The organism is Pseudomonas sp. UMAB-08 (assembly GCF_900095225.1).
Taxonomy (GTDB): Bacteria; Pseudomonadota; Gammaproteobacteria; order Pseudomonadales; family Pseudomonadaceae; genus Aquipseudomonas.
Genome location: NZ_LT607417.1, coordinates 130,952 through 157,869, shown reverse-complemented (window position 1 = coordinate 157,869; position 26,918 = coordinate 130,952). Strand labels below are relative to the sequence as shown.

The 26,918-nt window shown below is 58.3% G+C and carries 19 protein-coding genes and 1 pseudogene; 8 read left to right on the top strand and 12 right to left on the bottom strand.

The genetic code is table 11. The annotated features are described in order from the left end of the window. From K0F75_RS08685 to gloB, 5 genes are all read right to left on the bottom strand, one after another. Positions 1-1,074 (bottom strand): microcin C ABC transporter permease YejB, encoded by a 1,074-nt coding sequence (locus K0F75_RS08685; protein ID WP_219061469.1) that lies wholly within the window; start codon positions 1,072-1,074, stop codon positions 1-3. A gap of 1 nt (position 1,075) precedes the next feature. Then, on the bottom strand, positions 1,076-2,926 hold the full coding sequence (locus K0F75_RS08680) for an extracellular solute-binding protein (protein ID WP_219061468.1): 1,851 nt from the start codon (positions 2,924-2,926) through the stop codon (positions 1,076-1,078). Further along, positions 2,923-4,749 (bottom strand): extracellular solute-binding protein, encoded by a 1,827-nt coding sequence (locus K0F75_RS08675; protein WP_219061467.1) that lies wholly within the window; start codon positions 4,747-4,749, stop codon positions 2,923-2,925. Before K0F75_RS08675 ends, K0F75_RS08680 begins: the two co-directional genes overlap by 4 nt. Positions 4,750-4,887: 138 nt before the next feature. Beyond that, a complete protein-coding gene (locus K0F75_RS08670) occupies positions 4,888-6,312 on the bottom strand; it encodes a lytic transglycosylase domain-containing protein (protein WP_219061466.1) in 1,425 nt (474 codons plus the stop codon). Between the two features lie 99 nt (positions 6,313-6,411). Continuing rightward, a complete protein-coding gene (gloB, locus tag K0F75_RS08665; RefSeq protein WP_219061465.1) occupies positions 6,412-7,191 on the bottom strand; it encodes a hydroxyacylglutathione hydrolase in 780 nt (259 codons plus the stop codon). Between the two features lie 82 nt (positions 7,192-7,273). Between gloB and K0F75_RS08660 the strand changes: the two genes are divergently transcribed. The 4 genes from K0F75_RS08660 (at position 7,274) to K0F75_RS08645 (ending at position 9,905) form a co-directional block, all read left to right on the top strand. After that, entirely contained in the window at positions 7,274-8,032 is a 759-nt protein-coding gene (locus K0F75_RS08660; RefSeq protein ID WP_219061464.1) for a class I SAM-dependent methyltransferase, read from the top strand. Between the two features lie 71 nt (positions 8,033-8,103). After that, entirely contained in the window at positions 8,104-8,571 is a 468-nt protein-coding gene (rnhA, locus tag K0F75_RS08655) for a ribonuclease HI (protein ID WP_374028618.1), read from the top strand. Continuing rightward, entirely contained in the window at positions 8,564-9,322 is a 759-nt protein-coding gene (gene dnaQ / locus K0F75_RS08650) for a DNA polymerase III subunit epsilon (RefSeq protein WP_219061463.1), read from the top strand. The genes rnhA and dnaQ overlap by 8 nt, the downstream gene beginning before the upstream one ends. 28 nt (positions 9,323-9,350) lie before the next feature. Next, positions 9,351-9,905, top strand: coding sequence for a GNAT family N-acetyltransferase (locus tag K0F75_RS08645; RefSeq protein WP_219061462.1), 555 nt, complete (start codon positions 9,351-9,353; stop codon positions 9,903-9,905). Between the two features lie 204 nt (positions 9,906-10,109). Here K0F75_RS08645 and K0F75_RS08640 read toward each other — a convergent pair whose 3' ends face one another. After that, the gene (locus K0F75_RS08640; RefSeq protein WP_219061461.1) at positions 10,110-10,322 is read right to left on the bottom strand and encodes a hypothetical protein; all 213 of its coding nucleotides are present in this window, start codon (positions 10,320-10,322) and stop codon (positions 10,110-10,112) included. A 316-nt stretch (positions 10,323-10,638) separates the two neighbouring features. Between K0F75_RS08640 and K0F75_RS08635 the strand changes: the two genes are divergently transcribed. Both K0F75_RS08635 and K0F75_RS08630 read left to right on the top strand, forming a co-directional pair. Beyond that, a complete protein-coding gene (locus tag K0F75_RS08635; protein ID WP_219061460.1) occupies positions 10,639-11,199 on the top strand; it encodes an NADPH-dependent FMN reductase in 561 nt (186 codons plus the stop codon). A 144-nt stretch (positions 11,200-11,343) separates the two neighbouring features. Next, positions 11,344-16,611 (top strand): dermonecrotic toxin domain-containing protein, encoded by a 5,268-nt coding sequence (locus K0F75_RS08630; RefSeq protein ID WP_219061459.1) that lies wholly within the window; start codon positions 11,344-11,346, stop codon positions 16,609-16,611. An 82-nt stretch (positions 16,612-16,693) separates the two neighbouring features. Here K0F75_RS08630 and K0F75_RS08625 read toward each other — a convergent pair whose 3' ends face one another. From K0F75_RS08625 to egtB, 3 genes are all read right to left on the bottom strand, one after another. Continuing rightward, positions 16,694-17,845: an acyl-CoA dehydrogenase family protein gene (locus K0F75_RS08625; protein ID WP_219061458.1), complete on the bottom strand. Its 1,152-nt coding sequence runs from the start codon at positions 17,843-17,845 to the stop codon at positions 16,694-16,696. Between the two features lie 3 nt (positions 17,846-17,848). Beyond that, a complete protein-coding gene (locus K0F75_RS08620) occupies positions 17,849-18,928 on the bottom strand; it encodes an enoyl-CoA hydratase/isomerase family protein (protein ID WP_219061457.1) in 1,080 nt (359 codons plus the stop codon). Between the two features lie 156 nt (positions 18,929-19,084). After that, positions 19,085-21,232, bottom strand: a complete 2,148-nt coding sequence (egtB, locus tag K0F75_RS08615) for an ergothioneine biosynthesis protein EgtB (protein ID WP_219061456.1) — start codon at positions 21,230-21,232, stop codon at positions 19,085-19,087. Between the two features lie 328 nt (positions 21,233-21,560). On the opposite strand from egtB, the gene K0F75_RS08610 reads away from it, so the two are divergent. Continuing rightward, positions 21,561-23,228, top strand: coding sequence for an MFS transporter (locus tag K0F75_RS08610; protein ID WP_219061455.1), 1,668 nt, complete (start codon positions 21,561-21,563; stop codon positions 23,226-23,228). Next, the gene (locus K0F75_RS08605) at positions 23,225-24,424 is read left to right on the top strand and encodes an HlyD family secretion protein (protein WP_219061454.1); all 1,200 of its coding nucleotides are present in this window, start codon (positions 23,225-23,227) and stop codon (positions 24,422-24,424) included. Before K0F75_RS08610 ends, K0F75_RS08605 begins: the two co-directional genes overlap by 4 nt. Before the next feature lie 42 nt (positions 24,425-24,466). Here K0F75_RS08605 and K0F75_RS08600 read toward each other — a convergent pair whose 3' ends face one another. From K0F75_RS08600 to K0F75_RS26200, 3 genes and pseudogenes are all read right to left on the bottom strand, one after another. Next, positions 24,467-25,486, bottom strand: coding sequence for a transporter (locus tag K0F75_RS08600; protein WP_219061453.1), 1,020 nt, complete (start codon positions 25,484-25,486; stop codon positions 24,467-24,469). Between the two features lie 101 nt (positions 25,487-25,587). After that, positions 25,588-26,292 (bottom strand): methyl-accepting chemotaxis protein, encoded by a 705-nt coding sequence (locus tag K0F75_RS26205; protein ID WP_374028621.1) that lies wholly within the window; start codon positions 26,290-26,292, stop codon positions 25,588-25,590. A 228-nt stretch (positions 26,293-26,520) separates the two neighbouring features. Beyond that, positions 26,521-26,631 (bottom strand): annotated as a pseudogene (locus tag K0F75_RS26200) (hypothetical protein); the annotation flags it as partial. Positions 26,632-26,918: the final 287 nt, after the last annotated feature.

Genomic DNA, 26,918 nt, shown 5'->3' with positions numbered 1-26,918 from the left:
TCAATTCTCCCTGCTTTCGAAGTCGATACGTGGATCAACCAGCGTATACGTGATGTCACCGATCAATTTCACCACCAGTCCGAGCAGGGTAAAAAGAAACAACGTGCCGAAGACCACTGGATAGTCGCGGTTGATGGCCGCCTCGAAACTCATCAAACCCAAGCCGTCGAGGGAGAAGATCACTTCCACCAGCAGCGAGCCGGTGAAGAAAATGCTGATGAAGGCCGAAGGGAAACCTGCGATCACCAATAGCATGGCGTTACGAAACACATGGCCGTACAGCACCCGATGCTGGCTCAGGCCCTTGGCCTTGGCGGTGATGACGTACTGCTTGCCGATCTCGTCGAGAAAGCTGTTTTTGGTCAGCAGGGTCATGGTCGCGAAGTTGCCGATCACCAGCGCGGTGACGGGCAGCGTCAGGTGCCAGAAGTAATCGAAGACTTTGCCGCCCCAGCTCAGCTCGGCGAAGTTGTTCGAGGTCAGGCCGCGCAAGGGGAACCAGTCGAAATAACTGCCGCCAGCGAATACCACGATCAGCAGGATGGCAAACAGAAAGGCCGGGATGGCGTACCCGACGATGATCGCCGAGCTGGTCCAGACATCGAAGTGGCTACCGTGACGTGTCGCCTTGGCGATCCCCAGCGGGATCGATACCAGGTACATGATCAAGGTGCTCCAGAGCCCAAGGGAAATGGACACCGGCATCTTCTCGATAATCAGATCGATCACTTTGGCATCGCGGAAAAAACTGTCTCCGAAATCCAGCGTGGCGTAGTTCTTGATCATGATCCACAGGCGTTCTGGCGCAGACTTGTCGAAGCCATACAGGTGTTCGATTTCCTTCACCAGTGCCGGATCAAGCCCTTGCGCACCGCGATAACTGGAGCCTGCCACCGACACCTCTGCGCCACCGCCCGCAATGCGACTGGTTGCGCCATCGAAGCCTTCGATCTTGGCGATCATCTGCTCCACCGGACCGCCGGGCGCCGCCTGGATAATCACGAAGTTGATCAGCAAAATGCCAAACAGCGTCGGAATGATCAGCAGCAAACGCCGAAAAATGTAAGCCAGCATCTTATTGCTCCACGCTCGCCGGCTCGGCTTGCTCAGGGGGTTGTGCCGGGTTGGCCGGTTTGGCGTCGGGTTTTATCCACCAGGTCGAGGTGGCGACGTCGAACAGCGGTGTCACCTTGGGGTGACCGATATGGTCCCAGTACGCCACGCGCCAGGTTTTGATGTGCCAGTTGGGGATCACGTAGTAGCCCCAAAGCAGCACGCGGTCCAGCGCCCGGGCGTGGGTGATCAGGCTTTGCCGCGAGTCGGCATCGATCAGTCCGTCGACCAGGCTATCGATGGCCGGGTCTTTGAGGCCGATGAAGTTGCGGCTGCCGGGCTTTTCGGCGCTGGAGGAGTGCCAGTACTCGCGTTGTTCGTTGCCCGGTGAGCTGGATTGCGGAAAGCCGCTGACAATCAGGTCGAAGTCACGCGAACGCAAACGGTTTACGTATTGCGATACGTCGACCCGGCGCAGCACCAGATCTATGCCGAGGTCGCTGAGGTTGCGTTTGAAGGGCAGCAGGATGCGTTCGAATTCGGTCTGCGCCAACAAGAACTCAAGGGTCACTGGCTTGCCTTGGGCGTCGACCATCTTGTCGCCGACGATCCTCCAGCCGGCCTCTTGCAGCAGTTGAAAGGCTTTACGCTGTTGGGGGCGAATCATGCCGCTGGCGTCGGTGACCGGCAGCTTGAACTCGTCAGTGAACACCCGGTCAGGAATGGTGCCGCGCAACGGCTCGAGTACGGCCAGTTCGTCTTTACTCGGCAAGCCGCTGGAGGCCATGTCCGAATTGTCGAAGTAGCTTTTGGTCCGGGTGTAGGCGCCGTTGAACAACTGCTTGTTGGTCCACTGGAAATCCAGCAGCAGGTTCAACGCTTCACGCACCCGCACGTCCTGAAATATCGGGCGCCGCAGGTTGAAGACAAACCCTTGCATGCCGGTAGGGTTGCCGTTGGGGATTTCTTCCTTGATCAGCCGACCGGCGGTGACGGCCGGTGTGTTGTAAGCCGTGGCCCAGTTCTTGGCGCTGGTTTCGAGCCAATAATCGAATTGCCCGGCTTTGAGTGCTTCAAGGGCGACGGTGTTGTCTCGATAGTAATCGATGGACAGGGTGTCGAAGTTGTAAAAACCACGGTTAACCGGCAGGTCCTTGCCCCAGTAGTCCTTGACCCGCTCGTAACGAATCGAGCGCCCGGCTTTGACTTCAGCCACCTTGTACGGGCCGCTGCCCAACGGGATTTCCAGATTGCCTTTGGCGAAGTCGCGATTTTCCCACCAGTGCTTGGGCAGGACCGGCAGCTGGCCGAGGATCAGTGGCAACTCGCGGTTGTTGCGCTTGAACTTGAACAGCACGCGCAGAGGGTCTTCGGCGATGACCTGATCAACGTCTGCGTAGTAGCCCCGATACATCGGGGCGCCGTTCTTGATCAGCGTCTGGAAGCTGAACACCACGTCTTCGGCGCGGATGGGATGGCCATCATGGAAGTGGGCTTCGGGGCGCAAATAGAAACGCACCCAGCTACTGTCCGGCGCTTTTTCGATTTTGCCGGCAATCAGGCCGTATTCGGTAAAGGGTTCATCCAGACTGTGGCGGGTCAGGGTGTCGTAAATCATGCCGATGTCGTCAGCCGGCACGCCTTTGTTGATAAAGGGGTTGAGGCTGTCGAAGCCGCCAAAGCCGGCCTGCCGAAAGCTGCCGCCCTTGGGGGCGTCCTGATTGACGTAATCGAAGTGTTTGAAATTGGCGGGGTATTTCGGCGCCTCGTTGTACAGGGTCACTGCGTGTTCGGGGGCGGCCAGGGCTACGCAGGCCACGCCCATCAGCAACATGCCGCTGGCCCGCATCAGCAGGGAGCGCATAGCAATCATTGGGTTTTCTCCGAAGGCTTGAGCCACCACGCACGCAAACCCAGAGTGTAGGGCGGGGTGGTGGTCAGGGCGAACCGGTTGCGGTACGCCAGTCGATGATAATCGAGGTACCAGTTGGGGATGCTGTAGTGCTGCCAGAGCAACACCCGGTCCAGGGCGCGGGCTGCGGCGAGCTGTTCGTCGCGTGTTTGTGCCGCCAGCAATTGATTGAGCAGGCTGTCGACCACAGGGCTGGATACGCCGGCGTAATTTTTGCTGCCTTTGATCCCTGCCTGGCTGGAGTGAAAGTACTGCCATTGCTCAAGACCGGGGCTGAGGCTCTGGTTCAGGGTCATCAAGATCATGTCGAAATCGAACTGGTCCAGGCGCTGCTTGTACTGGGCGCGATCTACCGTCCGTAAGCGGGCGTCGATCCCGAGGCGAGAGAGGTCCTCGATGTAAGGCTGCAGAATCCGCTCTAGGTTGGGATTGACCAGCAAGATTTCGAAGCGCAAGGGCTGGCCGTTGCGATTGAGCAGTCGCTGATCCGACAGCTTCCAGCCCGCTTCGGCAAACAGACCGAGCGCCTTGCGCAGGGTTTCCCGGGGAATGCCACCGCCATCGGTCTTTGGCGCAGTGTATGGCTGGGTAAGCAGGCTTGACGGCAACTGATCGCGCCAGGGCGACAGCATCAACCATTCGCGACCGGTCGGCAGGCCGGTCGCGGAGAATTCGCTGTTGGGGTAATAACTTGTCGAGCGAGTATAGGCGTCGCTGAACAGCGCACGATTGGTCCACTCGAAATTGAACATCAGCCCCAGCGCTTCGCGCACCTTGACGTCGGCGAAGGTGCCGCGCCGGGTGTTCATGAACAACCCTTGGGTCTGGGTTGGAATCTTGTGCGGGATCTGCGCCTTGATCACCTCACCACGGGCGATCGCCGGAAAGGTGTAGCCGTTGGACCAGTTTTTGGCCTGATGCTCGATGTAGATATCGAACTCACCGGCTTTGAATGCTTCGAATGCCACATCGCTGTCGCGGTAGAACTCCACTTCGACCCGATCGAAGTTGTACTTGCCACGGTTCACCGCCAGATCCTTGCCCCACCAGTCCTTGACCCGCTCGAACACCAGTTGCCGTCCGGGTTGCACCTTGGTAATCCGATAAGGACCACTGCCCACGGGTGGTTCGAAGGTGGTGGCCTTGAAGTCGCGATCCTTCCAGTAGTGCTGGGGCAATACCGGTAGTTCGCCGAGGCGCAGGATGAGCAAGGGGTTGCCGGCGCGTTTGAAGACGAAGCGGATGCGATGGCGGCCAAGAATGTCGACCCGCTGCACTTCCTGCAGGGCGGTGCGGTATTGCGGATGGCCCTCTTTGAGCAGCAACCGATAGGAGAACGCCACGTCATACGCGGTGATCGGTTTGCCATCGTGGAAGCGCGCCTGCGGGCGCAGGTTGAAGACCACCCAACTGCGGTCTTCGCTGTATTCGACGGTTTGGGCGATCAGGCCGTAGCTGGAGGTGGGTTCGTCGCCGGAAGGGTCGTACTGACCGGTGCCGACCATCAACGGTTCGTTGAGCTCGTTGACCCCGTACTGCAGAAAGTTGGGCGTCGAAATCGGGCTGCTGCCCTTGAAGGTGTAAGGGTTGAGCGTATCGAAAGTGCCAAATGCCATCATCCGCAAGGTGCCGCCTTTCGGCGCCTCGGGATTGACCCAATCGAAATGGGTAAAGCTGGCTGGGTACTTGAGTACACCGAACTGCGCGTAACCATGGCTTTCGCTGATGGTTGCGCCTGCGGAAAAGCTCAAGACCAAGGTGAATAACAGGAGGAGGCGTATCAAGTCGGAGATTCGATCCAGGAGGCTTGGGCTTCTTGGTCGGTACAGTAACAGCTTGTATCCGTTGGAAAAAGGCCACCTCCCGGGTGGCCCTTTGCGGCGTCTCCCGCCTGGTTATTTAGGGGCGGGAGCCAGTGGATCTCAAGGGGCCTGATACACGGTCAGGGTCTGGCCTGGTTTGAGGGCGTGGCCACTACGCGGGTTCAAGCGTTGGAGATGCTCCATCTCGACGTTGAAACGTTTGGCCACCATGTACATCGAATCGCCTTTGCGTATCGTGTACTGGGTCGACTTCTTGTTGCTGCCTTTGCCTTTGGCTTTACCCTTGGGGCTGATCATGTCCTGCATGACCAGGGTCTGCCCGACTTTCAGGTTTTGACCGGATACCTGGTTCCAGTGCTGCAGGTCCTTGACCTCGACTTTGTTGGCTTTGGCGATGGCCACCAGGTTATCGCCCTTTTTCACCCTGTAGCTGCGGCTTCGCGTGGGTTTGTCACGGCTGGCCAGCGTGTCGCCAGTGCCGCGGTATTGCTGCCAGTCCGCCAGTTCTTGCGGTTTCATGTTCGACAGGCTGGCGGTCAGCAGCTGCGCCTTGGCGGTCGGCACCAGCAAATGCTGTGGACCGTCGACGGTCATGCGTTTCTTGAACGCCGGGTTGAGCTGGAACAGTTCGTCTTCGTCGATATTCGCCATGGCAGCGACCTTTGACAGGTCCATGCGCTGGTTGAGCTCAACGACCTGGAAGTAGGGCTGGTTGGCAATCGGATTGAGGTTGACGCCGTAGGCTTCCGGTGCGAGCACCACTTGCGACAATGCGAGGAACTTGGGCACGTAATCCTGAGTTTCCTGCGGCAGTGGCAGGTTCCAGTAATCAGTGGGCAGGCCGAGCTTCTGGTTGCGTTCGATGGCCCGGCTGACGGTACCTTCGCCAGCGTTATAGGCAGCCAACGCCAAAAGCCAGTCACCGTTGAACATGTCGTGCAGGCGTGTCAGGTAGTCCAGGGCGGCGATGGTCGAGGCGGTAATGTCACGACGGCCGTCGTAAAAACTGGTCTGGCGAAGATTGAAGTAACGCCCGGTCGATGGAATGAACTGCCACAGGCCCACCGCATCGCTGCGCGAATAGGCCAAGGGGTTGTAGGCGCTTTCGATCACCGGGAGCAAGGCCAGCTCCAGGGGCATGTTGCGTTCTTCGAGGCGTTCTACGATGTAATGCATGTAGAGGCTGCCGCGTTCGCCGGCATTTTCCAGAAAGGATGGATTGTTGGCGAACCATAGACGTTGTTGATCGATACGTGGGTTCTGGCCGTTGCCTTCTTGCAACTGGAAGCCCTGACGCATCCGCTCCCAGACATCCTGAGGTACCAGCGGGGTCGGCTTGTCACTGAGAAAAATGGGTTTTTGCTTGATGCCGGCGGCGAGATTCGGTGCGCGGTGGGTGCTGACAGGGTCGATTTGGCGGGTGGTCTGACAGCCGGCCAGCGTCACGCTCAGCGCCACGGCGATAGCCTGGACCAGTCGGGTCAATGCGTCTGAATTGATGGCTTTGCGTATGGATGACGACATTGGCTGGGGGGTGGTTCCAAGCGAAAATGTCGGGCGATTCTAGGAACCACCCAGCCAACGGTCAACCTTTCAGAATTTCTATGCCGATCAAGACAGTGCTTAGAACTTATCTTTCCAAGCACGCAAGCTAGCAAAAATAGCACTTGGCGACTGATTGTCCGTGCCAGTCCGTTCGTCTGCTTTTTCTTTAACGGATGTTTCATGGGTCCGAATGAACGGGTTGGTGCGTCGTTCCAGGGCTAAATTGGAAGGCAGGCTGATCCGGTTTTCACTGCGCCATTGGCTTACTTGGGCGAAGCGTTCGGCGATGTCGCAATTACCCGGTTCTACCGCTTGGGCGAAGCGCAGATTGCTCAAGGTGTACTCATGCGTGCAATACACCAGTGTGCTGTCCGGCAGCGCCGCCAGACGACTCAATGACTGATGCATTTGCTCGGGTGTGCCTTCGAACAGTCGGCCGCAACCTGCCGCGAACAGGGTGTCGCCGCAAAACAGCAACGGCGCGGTCGGGTCGTCGTGGTAGAAGGCGATATGGCCCAGGGTATGACCGGGCACGGCGTACACCGCAAAGGTCAGGCCGAGTACGCTGATCGTGTCGTTGTCGTTAAGCGCGACGTCTCGCGCCGGGATGTTTTCGGCCGCAGGACCCAGTACCCGGGCGCCAGTGGCTTTTTTCAGTTGCTCGACGCCGCCGACATGATCGAAATGGTGGTGGGTGACCAGAATGTCGCTGAGCTGCCAACCCGGGTGCTGTTCCAGCCAGGCCAGAACCGGTGCGGCATCGCCAGGATCGACCACCGCGCAGCATCGGCTGGCAGTGTTTTGTAACAACCAAATGTAGTTGTCAGTGAAAGCGGGCAGGGCATCGATCTGTATCATGGCGCAGTTCGCTAAGCGGGAAACAATGGTGCATCTTAGGGTCTATAGAGGTTCTACGCGAGTGCCCTCATGGAGAACACAAATGACTGATAAAGCTTTCGCCCAAGCTGATCCTGAATGGCTTGCGCTGATCAGCTCGGCCCGTGAGTGGCTGTCCGGACCGGTAGGGCAACTGCTGCTGGAGGAAGAGCGGCGAGTGCTCGAAGATGAACTGGGCCGTTTTTTCGGCGGCTATCTGGTGCATTACGGCCCTTCTGCCGAAACGCCGCCAGCGGCAAAACAGGTCCAGCGTAACGTTCGTCTGGGTGCACCTTTGCCCGGTGTGGAAATCGTCTGTGAAGAACAGGCCTGGCCCCTGAGCGAGCATGCGGCCGACGTTGTGGTCATGCAGCATGGCCTGGATTTCTGTCTGTCGCCTCACGGCTTGTTGCGTGAAGCGGCCAGCAGTGTGCGCCCCGGTGGACATCTTTTGATTATCGGGATCAACCCGTGGAGCGCCTGGGGGTTGCGGCATGTTTTCGCTCATGATGCCTTGCGCAAGGCCCGCTGTATTTCGCCGTCGCGGGTGGCGGACTGGTTGAACCTGCTGGGCTTTGCGCTGGAGAAACGACGCTTCGGGTGCTATCGTCCGCCGCTTGCTTCAGCGGCCTGGCAAGCACGACTGGCCGGGCTGGAACGCCTCGGCGACGGTTGGCAAAGTCCCGGCGGCGGCTTCTATTTATTGGTTGCACGCAAGATCGTGGTCGGTCTGCGTCCTGTGCGTCAGGTGCGGCGTGAGCCCATGGGCAAACTGCTGCCATTGCCGATGGCCAAGGTCAATCGGCGCAATCCGCAGCCGTAAAGCGTCACGCAAGACAAACCGGTTGATGGTTTGTCGATAAACGTTCGGTGGAAAGCTCGATGGAAGGTTTGATGGAAACGGTTGTAGTGAGCGAAAGCGTTGAAATCTTCACCGACGGCGCCTGTAAAGGTAATCCTGGCCCTGGCGGCTGGGGCGCCTTGTTGGTGTGCAAGGGTGTCGAAAAAGAACTGTGGGGTGGCGAAGCCAATACCACCAACAACCGGATGGAGCTGACCGCTGCCATCCGTGGTCTTGAAGAACTCAAACGACACTGCAACGTTCTGGTTGTTACCGACTCCGAATATGTCATGAAGGGCATGAAGGAGTGGCTGGTCAACTGGAAGAAACGCGGCTGGAAAACTGCGGCCAAGCAACCGGTGAAAAATGCCGACTTGTGGCAGTTGCTCGATGAGCAAGTCAATCGCCATACCGTGACCTGGAAGTGGGTACGTGGGCACACCGGCCATGACGGCAACGAGCGCGCCGATCAGTTGGCCAACCGCGGTGTAGACGAAGTGAGAGGCATCAAACATGCGTAGTGTCGTACTCGATACCGAAACCACCGGTATGCCCGTTACCGATGGCCACCGGGTCATCGAGATCGGTTGCGTTGAGTTGATCGGCCGCCGCCTGACCGGGCGGCATTTTCACGTGTACCTGCAGCCGGATCGTGAGAGCGACGAGGGCGCCATTGGGGTCCACGGCATCACCAACGAGTTCCTGGTGGGCAAGCCGCGCTTCAATGAAGTCTCGGAGGAGTTTTTCGAGTTCATCAAAGGCGCGCAGCTGATCATCCACAACGCGGCGTTCGACGTCGGTTTCATCAATAACGAATTCGCCCTGATGGGGCAGCGTGACAAGGCTGATATCACCCAGCATTGCACCATCCTCGACACCTTGGCGATGGCCCGGGAGCGTCATCCTGGCCAGCGCAACAGCCTCGATGCACTGTGTAAGCGTTATGGTGTCGACAACTCCGGCCGTGAATTGCACGGCGCTTTACTCGATGCCGAGATTCTTGCCGACGTATACCTGACCATGACCGGCGGGCAGACCAGCCTGTCTCTGGCGGGCAATGCGACCGACGGCAATGGCTCGGGCGAAGGGTCGGGCAACACTGCCAGTGAAATTCGCCGTCTGCCAGCGGATCGGCAACCGGCGCGGGTGATCCGGGCCAGCGACAGCGAAATGGCTGAACACGACGTGCGCATGGCGGCCATCGCGAAATCTGCCGGCGCGCCAGCGTTGTGGGTGCAGTTGCAAGAGGCTCAAGCGCAAACTCCCCAGTAACCTCATTCTTCGATAACGCAGTGGTGTCATGACTCAGGCAAACCCGGCACTGTCCATTCGAGTCGCGGATGAGTGCTTCGAGGATTACATCCTCAACAGCGAGTTCACCTTCACCGTCAGCGGCTATGCGTTGGCGCAGGTCGGTCAGCGTGTCGACTCCTGGGAAATCGACCCCGTCGAACCTTATAGCAAGAATTACGGGATCGATTCCCAGGAGTTCTGCCATTACCGGGACGCTGCTGGCAGCACGGTGTTGGTGGCCTGGCTAGGCGAGCGGGCTGTGGGCCATGTGGTGCTCAGCATTCACTGGAATGGCTTTGCCCATGTGGACGAGCTGGCTGTGGACGCTTCGGCGCGTCGCCAGGGGGTGGCAAGGTCACTGCTGGATGTCGCGCAGTTCTGGAGCCGCAAGCACAGCCTGCCGGGCCTGATGCTTGAAACTCAAAACAATAATCTGGCGGCCTGCAAGCTCTACGAGCGTTGCGGCTTTGTGATGGGTGGTATCGATCACATGCTGTATCGGGCTATTGATCCTGAAACACGGGAAGCCGCGATTTTCTGGTACTTGGTGTTTGAAGATTAACGCCAGAAATTGCTGAACGTTATTCCTGGGTCATGCGGGGAGGGTGATAGCGATTTGGATTTACAGTAAGCGCAAACGCGGCAATTTGATCATGCCCGAAAGAGGGACCTGAATCGCCGCGTGCGCCCATGCGAGTGCCGGGCGTTAAAGCGGCGCACAGGTAGCCTGACGATTCAGCACAGTCAACGACGCATCGCTCCCGGGTCAGGGAGTGCGGGTCATTTTTACGCCGGACTGAAGCAACTCGAAGTCGTCTCCGCCCAAGTGATTGACTCGATCGCCAATGGCCAGACGGTAGGTCGAAACAGGCTCCGTGCCGCTGGCCGCATCGGGCTGTGATTCCTGGAATTCATGCACCGAGTAGACGCGGCCTTCCGCATCTCTTGCATGAAAATGTCGGACGAGAACTGAAGCCATTTGCTTTGTAACCTCTGGAGATAACCGCTCATTTGCGCTGACATGCTAACACTGCGCGCCGACAATCGATGCCCGCTTGTAAGGTAAGTCTGAACGAATTGGTTCAGTTGCTACACCCATATCTGTCAGACCGCTGTTTTTCAGGCTAGTTTTCCAGTGCTAAAAAAATAGTCTGAGCCGTTTGTCCTGTGAGCAGCAAGTGGCTCTGCGTGGTGTTTTCAACAGTTCAAGCGCAATGGTCAGACCTGAAAACCAGACTTAATGGGCGACTTCATCTATAACTTACACCTCCTTTAATCAGTGAGCGGAAATCTTCATGAGCCAGGTCTATACGATCGCTGTTGTTGTCGGCAGTCTGAGAAAAGACTCGATCAACCGTAAGGTTGCGCGTGCGTTGGTCGCGTTGGCACCCAGCAGCCTGAAGCTGAATATCGTCGAAATTGGCGATTTGCCCCTCTATAACGAAGATATCGATATCGATTCTCCTCCAGCCGCCTATACGGCCTTTCGCCAGCAAATCAGTGCAGCCGATGGCGTGTTGTTCGTCACCCCGGAATATAACCGTTCGGTACCGGGCGTCCTGAAAAACGCCATCGACGTGGGTTCGCGCCCGTATGGCAAAAGTGCCTGGGGCGGCAAGCCGGGCGCGGTAGTCAGTGCCTCGCCGGGTGCTATCGGCGGTTTTGGCGCCAACCATCATTTGCGTCAATCGCTGGTTTTTCTCAACGTACCGTGCATGCAGCAACCGGAGGCCTATCTGGGCAACGCCGGGACTTTTTTCGATGCGGCGGGCACGGTGTCCGAGCAAACCAAGCCCTTCCTGCAAACGTTCATGAACGCGTTTGCGGCCTGGGTTGAGCAGCATAAGAAGGTTTAACGCCTAAAGGCGGTGCGCCAGCGCCTGCCTTGCATTATGTAACGCAGGGCAGGCGAGTTAATTCGGTAAGTTTCTCTTTCACGTTCAACCACCGTTGCGGAATTCGTTCTGCGTGGTGGTTTTTAGCGCAAAAGGAAACTTGCCATGACATCCCCCTCTCATCCGTATTTCCATACTGAATCACTCAAACAACGATTTACCCAAGACCTGAGCGACGCCGTCCTCGCCGAACGTATAGACGAGGACGAAGCGCGCTGGTTGCGAACGCTGGTGAGTCCCCCTGTTCTGGGCGGGACGGTGATACCACCGCGCCTGGACAGCGTGATCAAAACCGGTGGTCTGCCCACTGACGTTGAGCTGGCTGCGGCCGTGTTAATCAGCTACCCATCGAGCGACACCACCGTTTACCTGAGTACCCTGCTGTATGGCCTGGAGCGATTCGAGGATCGGGAACAACTGCTGGTCAAATTACTAAAACGTTTCGGATCGCAAACAAGTGACGTGCCGGCGTTCGAAAGTCAATTGATCGACGAGCCGTTGTTTGAGTTTCGGATGCTGAAAATCATCGATCACCAAGTGGAAAAAGTCGTTGAGCTGGCCCAGCATTTTGAGCAGACACCCTCACTGCAAGCGGTACTGAAATATGCCCTGCAAGAGCAGTTCAAGGTCGCTGTGCCTGAAACGTCGATCGATCCTTCGACGCACATGCTGCAGATCATCCAGTCAACAACGCAGTCGTCGGTGAAAGACGTCACGGGCGTCCAGTCGCTCGTGGATGCGGCACTGGACAAGTACATCGGCCGGGAGTTGTCGCAAGGCGCTGAGCACCGCTTTTTGAGCTCGTTGGGTACGACCCTTGACTCACTGGAGGCGCAACCTCAACGACAGGCACTGTCTGATACGGTCAAGGGGCTGAAAGCGTCTTTTGATAGTCGACTGGGTCATTTTTGGTGGTCTCCAGTAGGTCATGGCCGGACGCGTCGTGAGTACGTTGCCGCGGCGTTGTCCGAATGCTTCCGACAGGCGCTGCTGGCACGCAGGCACGACGCCACGCTCGACGCTCATGAGTTTCGACGAGTCAGCTCACTGCTGGATCCGTCTCTTGAGCAATGGGGCGATGGCGGTCAGGTTCACCTCAGGAAGCTCACGCTGTCTCTTGATAATCGAGCTCCGTTGGAGCTGGCTGGCGTGTTTACGATTGAGTCGGTTGTACCGTCTCTCTCGGAACTGCTGCTCTATTCCGCGGAAAAGGGGCTGCGTTCGTTTCGAAATCGAACGGAATTGAGCGATCACTTCTCCACAAGCGAAGGACGCACAGAACTGCTGCATTACCTGTCGCTGGAGGATCACGTTCGGGTGCGTACGGCGGCCAGGTTGCGGTTGGCGTATGAAAACATCGACCGGTCCTTGTTTCTGGATCGAGTCGACTCGGTCATCGCGTTGCAGAACCGCAATCTGGCTTTCGTTATTGGTCAGCCTCGCAGTGATCGCGATCTGGCAGCCGTCATGATTGACGATGCGTTGGATATTCGTCATCTGATTGACCATCGCCTGTCGCGGCTTGGCGGCGGCGGTCGATGGCGCGAGGTACCGGGCACGTTCGGTGACGCATGGCTCCTGGCACCCTCGATCCCACTGGCACTCCCACCTGCCAAGGCCGTGGCGGCCACGCTCAGTCCATCCTGGCTAGAGCTGATGCAGACGCTTGATGACGAATCCCGGCTTATCTGGAACGCGCACCCGAGTATCGAATCCAGCGCTCGCGATGTGCTGAACAGGCAGTTAGCCATCCTGTGTGAGGGGCGTCTGGATGCGAAGGATGTTCACATTCAGCTCCTTGAAGCACTGCCTGTCGAGGTGCTGAGAAACACGGCAGAAGCCCGAGCTGGCGCAGTCAGTCCGACAATGCCCCCAGTCGATCTGATCACCCTGCTGCTCGACCGGGTGAGCGGTCATCGAGTAGTCGATGTGCACGTCGACAATCAGATTATCCTTGCTCCGGCAACGATTGCGCAGACAGACCCCAGCACACTGCTGACGCCTGCGTTGGTCAATCATCTGCTGAAATACGCGCATGCCCAGTTTCCCGCAGCGCTGGCACGCCAGATCAGGCGGTTCCACACGCATGCTCTGCGTCAAATCAATTCCCAATTGCACCCCGGGGCGTTGTCGTGCGAGATAACGGCAGCACTGCTTCGCCTGGAGCTGGACCTGAAGGGACGTCTGGACGAACTCGATCAGCCAGCGCAGGTCATGTTTGAGCAAGTGCTGAATTACCCCATGCGCAGCCTGCGCCGGGTATTTGGCGACGCTATCGTCGAAGTCTGTGCCCTGTCGTACACCTATGACGAGAAGCGCCCATCGGTGCAGATGACCAATCTTTTCATGCTGCATCAACCCTCACTCGCCCCCACGGGTGTAGTGCTCTGGTCTCCATTGTTGGGTATACGACGATTTGACTCACTTTTTGATCTCAAGCGGTTATTGAGTGCGAAGCTGACGAACACTCATCACCGCGAACAGTGGTTAAATCTCTTTCCCGAGCCTGAAAAGGGCATGATCCGCAAACACCTGGAGCGCACTGATGGCAAACGGATGTCTATCGACACCATTCCGTTGGATGAGCATTTTATAAAGCAGTTGCAACGGGTCGAGCAGGACCGGCAATGCAAGGCTGTCGAGCACGCGGTTCAATTCGCAACGCACTGCCGTCTCGAGACGAAACTGTTCAGCAACCTGGTGACCGCTGCCCAGGCTAATGACCCGATGGATGCCGCGCTGGATGCCATGTCAGGCGCCATTCAGAGAGCCCTGTTCGAAGCGCAAATGCCGGACTGGTTAAAAAAAGCCTCGATTGACGACTTGCAGAAGTATGCCGACGTACTCAAGCGTTACTTTCGGGTCGGTGATCCGGAAAATGATTTTTTATTCGGCATTCCGTATCTAAAGGCGTACGCCCGCGAAAAAATACTCGACCAGCTGAGTATCGACTTCCCCGGCCGGTCATTCGACCCGGACACCTTGCGAATAACCCTTACGCGATACGTTGGAACCCCGGTGGGCACGGGACAGACGCCTTCTTTTTTGCCCGCAGTGACCGACGTCAACACCGAAACATTGACCGAATACTCGCTTAATCACTTTTCGACGATCCAGGGGGCGAGCCTGTCAGTGAGTTCTGCTGAAGAGAGTCCGGCTACCGTGCTGTTGACGCCCGCTTACCTTCGGGGGTTGATCCACACGCTGGATGTGGGGGCACATTATCAAAAACTGCTGGCGCAAAAGCTGGACAGCAACCATCCGTTCCGCAGTCTCCGCAGACGTTTATTTTTCAAGCAGTGGCCAGCGCTGATGATCGAAACGGCTCTTCAGAAAAAGCTTGAAGGGCAGCTCAGTGCCAGCGCCTACGATTACATCGAGGGCCTGATGGAGATGCCCGATGGTCTTGCCCGGCAAACCGTACATGAAGAGGACATCATCCTGTGTCCGCTTCGACTGATCGCACAGACGGGCGCCACGGCGGATAGTGTGCCCGGTTTTTACGTCATAGGCCCAAAGGACTCATCTCAGGGGCCGGTAATCCTTTATTCGATTTTTAACCAGAATTTTTGCTTCAAAGAGTACGCCGACAACGCCAGCCTGCTGCAGGACATACGTACATCAAGCAGCCTGCAGACTCAGCTCATGCAACGTGTCACACCCGAAGTGCAGACGCGTTATGGCCATCACAGCTTCCTTCTGCCTCCGGTGTGGAGTACCGAGTTCTATACGGATTTCCCAATGTTTCCATTGGGGCCTGTCACCCTGGACAGCGAACCGGTTGAAGGCAATGTTTTGCAGTACTTGTTTAGTGATGCCGTGAGCGTACTCAAGGACATAGCGAAAAAGCAGACAGTGACCACCGCCCAGGCTGATTGGGAGTCGTTCACGTATCTGATGACGCTTCAGGCCGAGCAAATCCTTATTTTCCTGCCCGGCGATATCAGCCTGCTGGTTGCTAACTGGCAAGGGCTATCGTTGTTTCAATCATCAGTTACCTCGGCCACCACTCGACACTGGGGCGAGGCAGTGTCGGAGTTTACCGCTGCTTTGGCCGTTTTTGTGTCGGCCAAACATTCAGCGTCGGAGGCGCTGGAGATCCAGGATCCAGCCACTGAGGTGCTGAGTGACCTTGACTCGCCGCTAGAATTCTCATGGCGAAATGCTCAATTGCCCGCAGACGTAAAAGTCCGTTTGCAGGCGTTCGAAGTGTCCGATATCGCATTGAGCGACTTGATGAAAGATGAGCTGTACAACCTTTACCAGGCGCCCTTGACGCTGAAAAAATATGCGGCCGTCGCCGGCAAGGTTTATCAGGTACAGATGCAGGATGAGGGGGCCTGGCACATTGTCAGTGGTGACAACGTCGGGCCGAACCTGAAACTCAATGATCATCAGCAATGGGAACTCAATGTGCGTTGGGGGCTTAGGGGGGGAGGAGGGCTTCTCACTCGGCCCAAATCGTCTGATGCTTTCACCCTCAGTGAAATCGACGCAGCGGTCGATCATGAGTTCGACGTTCTGGCCAGTGGAATGCCCGCGATACGTCAGGGGTATCGAGACCATGCGCGCAGGATTGGTCGCGCCCACTTGCAGACCAAGCGCTATCTCGAGACCTGCCTGGAAAACCTGAGCGTACGGACGCCTGCTGCACCGCTCGATGCACAGGTCAACACAATCATTAGCGAGTTCTTTGGTGTGGAAACGCCGAGTACCGGGCTTGTCGACGCAATCAAAAAGTCGACAACGAGCTTGTTCAACGCCGTGATGGATGCCTCTTTGGCGCCCTATTCTTCACCCCGGTATGTCCTGGGGGTGAACCGTGCAGGGCACGAAACGACTGTCGCGTTCACGCTAAAAGCTGACCCACTCCAGCGTATCTACCTGAGCGAGCAGTTTTTCGAAGCGTCGAAATATCACCTCAAGCTTCCAGCCGTTGGCAGCGCGGGTTTCAATCTGAGATCCCATTATCGGGCGGCTGCACTCCTCCACGAGCTGTCTCACCTGAGCAATGATACGCACGATATCGCTTACCTGGAGGCCACGGCCCCTTTCCTCGATTTGTTGGCCACCGACACGCCGGATCAGATTCGGATCAAATCCGATCTGGAGGAATTGCATCACCGCTATCTTTCGCATCGGACCCCCAACAGTCAGCTGTTCAAGCACTTTAAAAACGGCCAGTGGCAAGACATCAATGATGAGGGGGAAGGTAAGCAATTTGTTCTGAGCGTCACTGGAAAAACAACCCTGGCAGACGCTCGCCCGGTTTTTCTGGCCGATGCTGAAAAACGCAGCGAAATCATGCTTGGAAACGCTGACTCTTTGGGCCTTCTCGTCACGTTGTTGGGACGCCAACGCTTCGCCCCTTGACTCGCTTGTCGGGTGCATTGAGGTTGCGTTGAAAAAGAGCCGCTCTAAAACGCGGCTCCACTCACGTCCTTATATCGGCGAATCAAACCGTGTAGTGCCGCAACTCACGGGCGATGACCAAACGCTGGATTTCGCTGGAGCCTTCGTAGATCTGGGTGATCCGCGCATCCCGGTAATAGCGTTCCACTGGGTAGTCTTCCAGGTAGCCATAGCCGCCGTGGATCTGCATCGCTTTGGAACAGACTTTCTCAGCCATTTCCGAGGCGAACAGCTTGGCTTGCGATGCTTCTGACAAGCACGGTTTTCCCGCGCTGCGCAGGCGCGCCGCGTGGAGGATCAGCAGGCGTGCAGCGTTCAGTTGGGTGTGCATGTCGGCGAGCATATTGGAGACGCTTTGGTGCTCGATGATCGGCTTGTCGAATTGCACCCGCTCGCGTGCATACGCCAATGCGGCTTCGAACGCGGCGCGGGCGATGCCCAGTGCCTGTGCGGCAATGCCGATGCGTCCGCCTTCGAGGTTGGACAGGGCAATGGCCAGGCCCTTGCCGCGCTCGCCCAGCAGGTTGGCGGCGGGAACGCGGCAGTTGCTCAAGGTCACGGCGCAGGTGTCTGACGCACGAATGCCCATCTTGTGTTCGGTACGGTCCACCACGAAGCCCGACGTGTCGGTCGGTACCAGAAATGCCGACAGGCCTTTCTTGCCCAATTCGGGATCGGTGACGGCGAAGACAATGGCCAGTTTGGCGCGTTTGCCGTTGCTGACAAACTGCTTGGCGCCATTGATGACCCATTCGTCGCCCTGCAACTCAGCGCGGGTCCGCAGGTTATGCGCTTCGGAGCCCGCCTGCGGTTCAGTCAGGGCAAAGCAGCCGATGGCCTGACCGCTTGCCAACTCGGCCAGCCACGTCTGCTTTTGCGCCTCGGTACCGTAGTTGAGCACCGGGCCGCAGCCCACCGAGTTGTGAATACTCATCAGCGCACCTGTCGCGCCATCGCCTGCGGAAATTTCTTCCACGGCCAGTGCGTAGGCCACGTAATCGACATAAGTGCCGCCCCATTCTTCCGGGACCACCATGCCCAACAGGCCCAGCTCGCCCATTTTGGCGACCAGGGCGTCATCGATCCAGCCGGCTTTTTCCCACGCCTGGGCATAGGGTGCGATTTCGTTGCGGGCGAAGTCGCGCGCCATGTCGCGAATCATTACCTGTTCTTCTGTCAGTTCAAGGTCGTGCATGGCTTAGCCCTCATGGCCGTTAAAGAAGCTTTGGACATGCTCGGCACTGAGCGCATGCAAGGTGGGTGGGTTCCACTGTGGATTTTTGTCTTTGTCGATAATCAGTGCGCGGACCCCTTCGATCAGGTCGCCGCGTTTGAACCACTGGCGATCCAGGTGCAGTTCCAGAACGAAGCAGGCTTCAAGCGGCAAACGGCGACCGCGACGCAGCATTTCCAGGGTTACCGACATCGCCAGCGGCGAGCGGCTTTCCATCAAGGTCGCCGTGCTCATCGCCCAGTCGTGGCTGTTAGCCACGGTGACTTCACGCAGTTGTTCGATGATGCTCTGCACGTCCGGCTGGCTGAAGAAATGGTCGATGACCGGACGCAGCTTTTTCAGCGGGGCATCGGGCAATTGTTGCACGGCGTTCTTTGCCAGCAGGCTTTGCAAATCCTTCAGCGCGTTGCCATTCCACAGCAGGCTGTCCAGTTGCTGGTCCAGCTGCGGCAAAACCTCGCTGTTCAGGTACCAGTCTGCCAACCCGCAATACAGCGCGTCCGCCGCACGAATCTGTACACCGGTGACCCCAAGGTAAATTCCCAACTCGCCGGGTACTCGAGGCAAGAAATAACTGCCGCCTACGTCCGGGAAGTAACCAATGGCGACTTCCGGCATCGCCAGTCGACTGCGTTCAGTGACCACCCGCAAATCGGCGCCTTGGGCCAGGCCCATTCCGCCGCCAAGTACATAGCCATCCATCAGTGCCAACACGGGTTTACGGTAGCGGTGGATGGCCAGATCTAGGGCGTATTCCTCGACGAAAAAGTCCAGATGCACACTCAGGCCATTTTTGTGGCTGTCGTACAACGAGCGGATATCGCCACCGGCGCAGAAGGCCTTGTCGCCGCTGCCGCGCAAGACCACGGCGTACACCTCATCGTCCTGAGCCCAGGCATCGAGCTGTTTTTGCAGGATGCGGACCATGTCCAGGGTGAGGGCGTTCAAGCCAGCGGGGCGGTTGAGGGTCAGATGGCCGATATGGTTACGCACCGTGGCCAGTACGGCGTTGCCAGTTTCAACGGATAATTCCTGGGCAGTCATGGCTATCTCCCTGCTGCTTTATTGTTCTGCTTCTCATCGGGTGCGAGAAATGACCACCGGATGCTACCAGTGCAAATTTGCAAATGACAATCGGGAATACTGCAGTGCAGTTGGGCATTTTTGCATGGACCAAAGAGGGGGTGCGCCAAAGAGGCCTCAAGCCTTCAAACTGAACAGCGCCACTTGCGGTGCTTCGCTCACCCAGTAATCACTCACCGACCACCCGGCGCTCGCCGCAAGCGCGGTAAACGATTCGATGCTGAACTTGTGTGAGTTCTCGGTGTGCAGGCGTTCGCCAGTGTTGAAGTGGAACGTGTGCCCAGCGACCTTGACTACATGTTCGCGGCGGCTCACCAAATGCATCTCCATGCGCGCCTCGGTTTCGTTCCACAGCGCCAGATGGTCGAAGGCCTCGACGTTGAAGTCGCCGTCGAGTTCGCGGTTGATACGGGTCAGCAGGTTCTTGTTGAAGCGCGCCGTGACACCTTCGGCATCGTCGTAAGCGGCCACCAGAATGTCGGCTTCCTTGAGCAGATCCACCCCGACGATGAAATGTGCCTGATCGCCCAACAAGGTATGGGCTGAACGCAGAAACGTCACCGCTTGATCGTGAGTGAAGTTCCCGATGGTCGATCCGGGGAAAAATCCCACGCAGATGTGCCCGGCAACCTCGGCCGGCAATTGCAGGGCTCGGCTGAAATCATCAATCTGCGGCACGACGTTCAATTGCGGGTAGCGCTTCTTCAGTCGTATGGCGGCCTTCTTCAATGCGTTGGCGCTGATGTCGATCGGTACATACAGCGCGAGCTGCGGCGCTGCATCAAGCAACAGACAGGTTTTTTCGCAGGCACCACTGCCGAATTCCACCAGCGCTGCACCGTCTGGAATCGTACTGGCAAGCTGTTGGGCCACGTGAGTCAAGAGGGCGGTTTCAGCGCGGGTCGGGTAGTACTCGTCGGTCTCGCAAATGGCCTCGAACAGCTCGGAGCCGGCAGCGTCATAGAAGTACTTGGGCGACAGGTTTTTCACCGACGCCGACAACCCGGCAATCACGTCGCGGGCGAACTCGCTGTCGTGGCTGTTCACTGCGCCAGGCTGGCGGGCATCACGGGCCAGGCGCAGGCCTGAAAACACCCAGCGTTTTTCCGGGTGGAAAAAGTTGCGGTAGGTCGTGCGGGTGTGGCCGGGGGAGGTGATGCTGGCCCCGCCGCGCAGGACCATCAGGTTGATCATGAATTTGCCGTTGTACTCGCCCACCGCGCCAGCAGCCGGGCGAAACCCCGGGTAGGCGCTGTAGGCACTTTGCGTCCACTGCCAGGCGACGTCATCCACCTGCTCCAGCAGTCCGGCCTCTGCGGCGGCTTCCCATTCGGCCTCTGTTGGCAGGCGCGCATCAGCCCAGTGGGCGAAGGCGGCCGCTTCGTAATAGCTGATGTTGATCACTGGCGCTGTCGGGTCGACGGCTTCCAGCCCGCGCAAGGTCAGCTGGCGCCAGCCGGGCGCGTCGTATTGCCAATAAAGTGGGGCATTCCAGCCATGCTCCTGGACCGCGGCCCAACCGTCCGACAGCCATAGCCCGGCTTGGGTGTAACCACCGTCCGCCATGAATGCCAGCCATTCGCCGTTGGTCACCAGGCGGTCGCTGATTTCGAACGGTTGCAGGTAGGTGGTGTGTCGGGGGCCTTCATTGTCAAAGGCAAAGCCCTGGCCCTTGTGGCCGATTTCCGTCAGTCCCCCCTTGAGCGGCTTGAACCGGCCGCGGCGCCCGGAAAGGTCTTTGGGCCAACGAGGGTCATAGGCCGGCTTGAGCGAGGAGGTGCTGAACAGGTGCAAAATGTCCATCAGCAACAACTCTTGATGCTGTTCCTCGTGGGCCAGACCCAGCTCAAGCAAATCGGCAGTGGCCGTGGTTATGTCCGCCTCAAGCAGCGAGCGCATGTGTTCGTCCACATGCTTGCGGTAGTCCAGCACCCTGTCCACGCTCGGACGTGTCATCAGCCCGCGCTGCGGTCGGGGATGACGCGGGCCGACGGCTTCGTAATACGAGTTGAACAGGTAACCGAATGCCGGATCGAAAGGGCGGTAGTCGACAACGTTTTCAGCCAGCAGAAACGTCTCAAAGAACCACGTGGTATGGGCCATGTGCCATTTGGCCGGGCTCGCGTCAGGCATTGACTGAACGACCATGTCCTCGGCACTCAGTGGTGCGATCAGGTGCTCGGTCCTGCGTCGAATAGACAGATAGCGCTTGAGACGCGCGTTGCCGGTGGGGATGTTACGTCGCTCGCTTGAGGTGCTGATCATCAGGTCCTCTCTTCGGCAGTTCAATGGCTGTCGGGTTGTTCAGCCCTGTACACCCTCGGCTTTGAAGATCACCCTGACAGGGGTAATAACTGTGATGTGCGGTGCGCGCGTAATGTTCAAACCGAATGTCGGATCGCGGAATAAAAAAAGCTGCCGGGTATTCCTGAGCGCGTGGAATCAGCGAGTCCAAGGCTCGTTTCAATCGGTTTCACCCAACGCTGGCAAGAACTCCTGTCCTACGGTTTACTACGCATTAACTGCGCGCTTTACTGATCTGGACTCGCTCGGTTCATGAACATTTGAGGAGATACTCCATCAGGTCCACTCGATGAACGAGTACACCCCTCGCCATTGGGCGCCCCACGAGCGCCCGGCACTGCCTGGTTCCCCGTCCACGCCGTTGCACTCGACGGGCAAACGTTGGGCGTTTGCAATTGTCGGTGTGATCGTTGCGTTGACCGGCGGTCTGGGTAATGCACTGGTGGTTGCCAATTTGCCGTACCTGCAAGGCGCTTTGGGTGCGACGACTGCGGAAATTGCCTGGCTGCCCGCCGCGTATGTCATGACCAACGTGTCGATGAACTTGCTGCTGGTGAAGTTCCGCCAGCAGTTTGGCTTGCGTGCATTCACTGAAGTGTTTTTGGTGTTGTATGCGCTGGTGACGTTCGCGCATCTGTTCGTCAACGATCTGGGGTCGGCGGTTGCCGTGCGTGCGGCCCACGGTATGGTCGGCGCGGCACTCAGTTCGTTGGGGCTGTACTACATGATTCAGGCCTTCCCGCAGAAATGGCGAATGAAGGCGCTGGTCCTCGGCCTGGGCACTGCGCAACTGGCGATTCCTCTGGCGCGACTGGTGTCCGAAGACCTGTTGCAAATCGCTGAATGGCGCGGCCTTTATCTCTTTGAACTGGGCATGGCGTTGCTCTCACTGGGCTGCGTGCTCCTGCTCAAACTGCCCCCGGGCGACCGGTTCAAGGCGTTTGAAACACTCGACTTTCTCACCTTCGGCCTGCTCGCCAGTGGTTTTGCCTTGTTGTGCGCCGTGCTGTCGCTGGGACGGATTGACTGGTGGCTCGAGGCGCCGTGGATCGGTATTGCCTCGGCGGCATCGATCGCGCTGGTCCTTGCCGGCTTGGCGATCGAACATAACCGCACCAATCCCTTGCTGATCACCCGCTGGCTGGGCAGCGGCCGAATCCTTCGTCTGGGCCTGGCCGTGATGTTGATTCGTATCGTGTTGTCGGAGCAGTCCATCGGCGCGGTGGGCTTTCTGCAGGTGTTGAACATGAGCAGCCAGCAGATGCACAGCCTGTATCTGGTGATGTTGCTGGGCAGCGTGGTGGGGCTGGCGGCCAGTGCGCTGACCATCGATCCGCAGCACCTGTTCAAGCCGGTGATCATTTCGCTGGCGGCAATGGCCGTGGGTGCCTGGATGGACAGCAGTTCGACCAATCTGACCCGGCCCGAGAATATGTACCTGAGTCAGTTTCTGCTGGCCTTCGGGGGTACCTTTTTCCTCGGTCCGACCCTGGTGCAGGGGATGAGCGGGGTGATTGGCAACCCGCGTAATCTGGTGAGCTTTTCGGTGTTGTTCGGTATCACCCAAAGCCTTGGCGGGCTGATTGGGTCGGCGGCATTGGGCACGCTGCAGGTTGTGCGCGAGAAATTTCACTCCAGTCACATGGTCGAACACCTGACGTTGATCAATGCCCAGGTGCAGTCGCGCCTGCAAATCTCCAGCGGCAGTTATGCCTCCGCCATTGCCGACCCGTCGCTGCGTACCAATCAGGGGATTCGCACCCTTGCGGCGGCGGCGACCCGTGAGGCAAATGTTCTCGCCTACAACGATATATTCATGATGATCGCGTTGATCGCAGTGCTGACCCTTATCTGGATTTTCCTGCGCAGTCTCTGGCTGAAAATGACCACCGAAAAAATCGCTCCTGCCCCGACAACGACGTCCTCCGATCCCTCCAGTGGCGCTGAACTTTCATGACTGAGCCCAATACCCCGGCAAGCGCCACACCAGCGGCCTCTTCAGGCCCACCGCCGGCGCCCGTCACGGCACCTCCGAGTACTCAGCCGCGTCCGTTGCGGGTGCGAATTTTCTCTTCATTGATATTTGGCTCGATTGCGCTCATCGGCGTATTGATCGTGCTTTACGCCTGGCAACTGCCGCCGTTCAGCAGTGCCATCGAGAGTACGGAAAACGCGTTGGTCAGGGGGCAGGTGACGATCATCGGGCCTCAGCTCAGCGGGTATGTATTTGAGGTGCCCGTGCAGGACTTCCAGTTCGTCAAGGCCGGTGATGTGTTGGTGCGCCTCGATGACCGGATCTACAAGCAGCACCTGGATCAGGCGCTGGCCCAACTGGCGGTGCAGAAAGCGGCGCTGGCCAACAACCTGCAGCAGCGCCGCAGTGCCGAGGCGACCATCCTCCTGCGACAGGCCGCGCTGGCCAACACCATTGCGCAAGGCCGCAAGACCGCCGCTGATTTGCGCCGTAACGAGGATTTGGTCGCTGATGGCTCAGTGTCCAGGCGCGACCTTGACCTGAGCCGCGCAGACAATGCCCAAGCTGTCGCCGCCGTCGCCGAGGCACAAGCTTCGCTGGAGATTTCCCGTCAGGACCTGCAAACCGTGATCGTCAATCGTGGCTCGCTGGAGGCGTCGGTGGCCAATGCCGAGGCCGCCATCGAGTTGGCGCGTATCGACCTGTCCAACACGCGGGTTACAGCCCCGCGTGATGGTCAGTTGGGGCAGATCGGCGTTCGGTTGGGCGCTTACGTCAATTCGGGGGCGCAACTGATGGCGCTGGTGCCGGATCGGCTGTGGATCATCGCCAATATGAAAGAAACCCAGATGGCCAACGTACGTCTCGGTCAGCCGGTAACCTTCACTGTCGACTCCCTTGATCATCAGAAGATGCAGGGCAGGGTGCAGCGAATTTCGCCGGCAGCAGGCTCGGAGTTCAGCCTGCTGCCCGGGGACAATGCCACGGGTAACTTCGTCAAGATTGCCCAGCGGATACCGGTGCGGATCGTCGTTGACCCTGATCAACCCTTGGCCAAACGCTTGCGGCCGGGGATGTCGGTGGTGGTGAGCATCGACACCCGCCAGAGCGGCGAAGTACCGCCTGATCCGGCTGATGACGATCAGCCCCGAGATGAGCCGATCAAAGCCGCTGAGTGAACAGCCCGTAACGCCAGCGGTGCAGTTGAATGCTTGCGCGCTTCAGTAATCATCGCGTTTGCGAAAGGCCCAGCGGCCCGCGATCAGGGTGAACGTTGCAACCAACGCCACCAGGACCCAAAAGCCTTCGGGGTCAGTGGCCAGTGGAATGCCGCCGACGTTCATCCCGAAGAAGCCGGCGATGATATTGATCGGCAGCGCCAGCACGGTGACCACGGTCAAGGTGAACAGGGTGCGGCTGCTCTGCTCGTTGAGCTTGGCGGCGATTTCTTCCTGCAACAGCTTGATCCTCTCGCCCAGCGCGGTGAGGTCGCTGATCACCAGTGCGGATTCATCGGTGGATTTACGCAACTCTTGCACGTCTTCTTTCTGGAACCAGGCCGGTGGGCGGTTGAGCAGGCGCAACAGGGACCTGGGTTCCAGGGCCAATAGTCGATGCAGGCGCACCAGCACCCGGCGCATGGCACCCAGGTCGGCGCGGTTATCGCTCAGGCGTGAAGACAACAATTGGTCTTCGATCTGATCGACGCTGACCGTGGTTTTCCTCACAATCTGTTCGAGAACTTCGCCTTGATCGCGCAGCAAATGCACGAGCAGCTCCAGCGGCGAGCGAAAACACTCCCCGCGTTTTACCGAGTGACGCAGCCTGTCCACCGAATGCAGAGGCTGCAAGCGGGCGCTGATCATGATGTGGCTGCGGGTGCAGACCCACAAGGTGGAGATGTCCGAGGACACCATGCCGAAGTTGAACACCACATCGTTGACCACTGCCAGTAGCGACGAATCGATGTGTTCGATGCGGGTCGAGCGCGACCCTTCATGCAGGGCTTCGAAGAACTCTTCCGGCAGTTCCAGGTGTGACTTCATCCAGCGCTGGCAACCTGCATGGGCCAGGTTCAGGTGCAGCCAGATGAACTCTTCAGGGTCGCCCGGGGTGTGCAGACATTCCAGGGCGGCGGCCGAATCGATTTCCCGACCCCGCTCGCCGGGGCGGAAACGAAACCCATAGATCAAGCCGAACAGGTCTGAATCCTGATGGTTGTGCACGATGCTGTTGTTCATGAATGCTCGCTGACCTGAATACGCCTGTCAGGGACACAGGATTGCTAAAGCCGCATCATGGCAATCTGTTTTGACAGTTTTGTTACAGTTCAGTCGGTGTCTCAGGCACTCAGCCGCGCAGTCACCTCATTCAACTGACCCGACACGCTGTGCAGGTTACGGCTGGCCGTTTCGGTGCGCTTTACATTGTCCTGGTTGGTGTTGGCGATCTGAGTGATTTCTACCAGGTTGCGTGAGATGTCCTCGGCGACCGAGGTTTGCTCTTCGGCAGCCGTGGCGATCTGTCGGTTCATGTCGCGGATCGCCTCGACCGCTTCGGTGATGCGATGCAGCATATGGCCCGCTTCGGTGACCTGCTCGACGCTTTCTTCGCTGCGAGACTGGCCACCCTCAATCGCTTTCACTGCGTCGAGGGCGCCGGTCTGTACGGTGTGGATGATTTGATTGATCTCGGCAGTGGAGGCGGCAGTGCGCTGTGCCAGGCTGCGGACTTCGTCGGCGACGACGGCAAACCCGCGTCCTGCATCGCCGGCGCGCGCCGCTTCAATGGCCGCGTTGAGGGCCAGCAGGTTGGTCTGTTCTGCGATACCACGTATGACTTCGAGTACTTTGCCAATCCGCCCGCTGTCGGTTTCCAACTGACGAATGACTGAGGCCGTATTGGATATCTCGCCGCGCATGTGAGTAATCGCGGCAATGGTTGTCTGCATGACCTGTTCGCCTTGCTGGGCGCTGCGGTCGGCGTCGTCCGCCGCAGCGGCCGCCTGTGCTGCGTGTCGGGCCACTTCTTGTGCTGTGGCGGACATTTCGTTCATCGCCGTGGCGACCTGATCGGTCCGCTCGAACTGCTCGTTGGTGCCCTGAGCGATCAGTTGTGCAATCGCATTCAACTCACTGCTGGCGCCATCCAGGTCCGTAGCGCTGCCCTTCAAACGGTTGAAGGTCTCTGCCAGAAAGTCCCGAAGCGTGTTGGCGGCCACGGCCAGACGGCCTAGCTCATCCTGACGCGCGGTGCTCACGCGCTCACCGAATTTACCCTGGCTGAGTTGGGCGACGTATTCGATCAATCGTCGGATTGGATCGATCAGATTGCGGTTGACCAGCCACAGGCTCAGCAGTCCGATCAACAGCCCGGACACCAGCATCACCGCAGTGCCGAGGAGAATTGTTTGATTTGCGTCCGCGCTGATGTGCTCGGATTGTTGGCTGCCCTGTTCGCGCAATTGGGCGACCAGCTCACTCATTTGTTCACTGGCGGCCCGATCCAGGCCTTTGACAGCCGTGTCACCTGCAACAGGATCGCCGTTAGCGGCTACAAACGCATCGCGACCTTTCTGGTAAGCAGTGCCCAACACCCGATGGGCTTCGCGCAGTTTATCGATTCGGGTTTTCAGCTCGGGGGTCGTCTGGCTGGCGAGGCGCCCAAGGATGT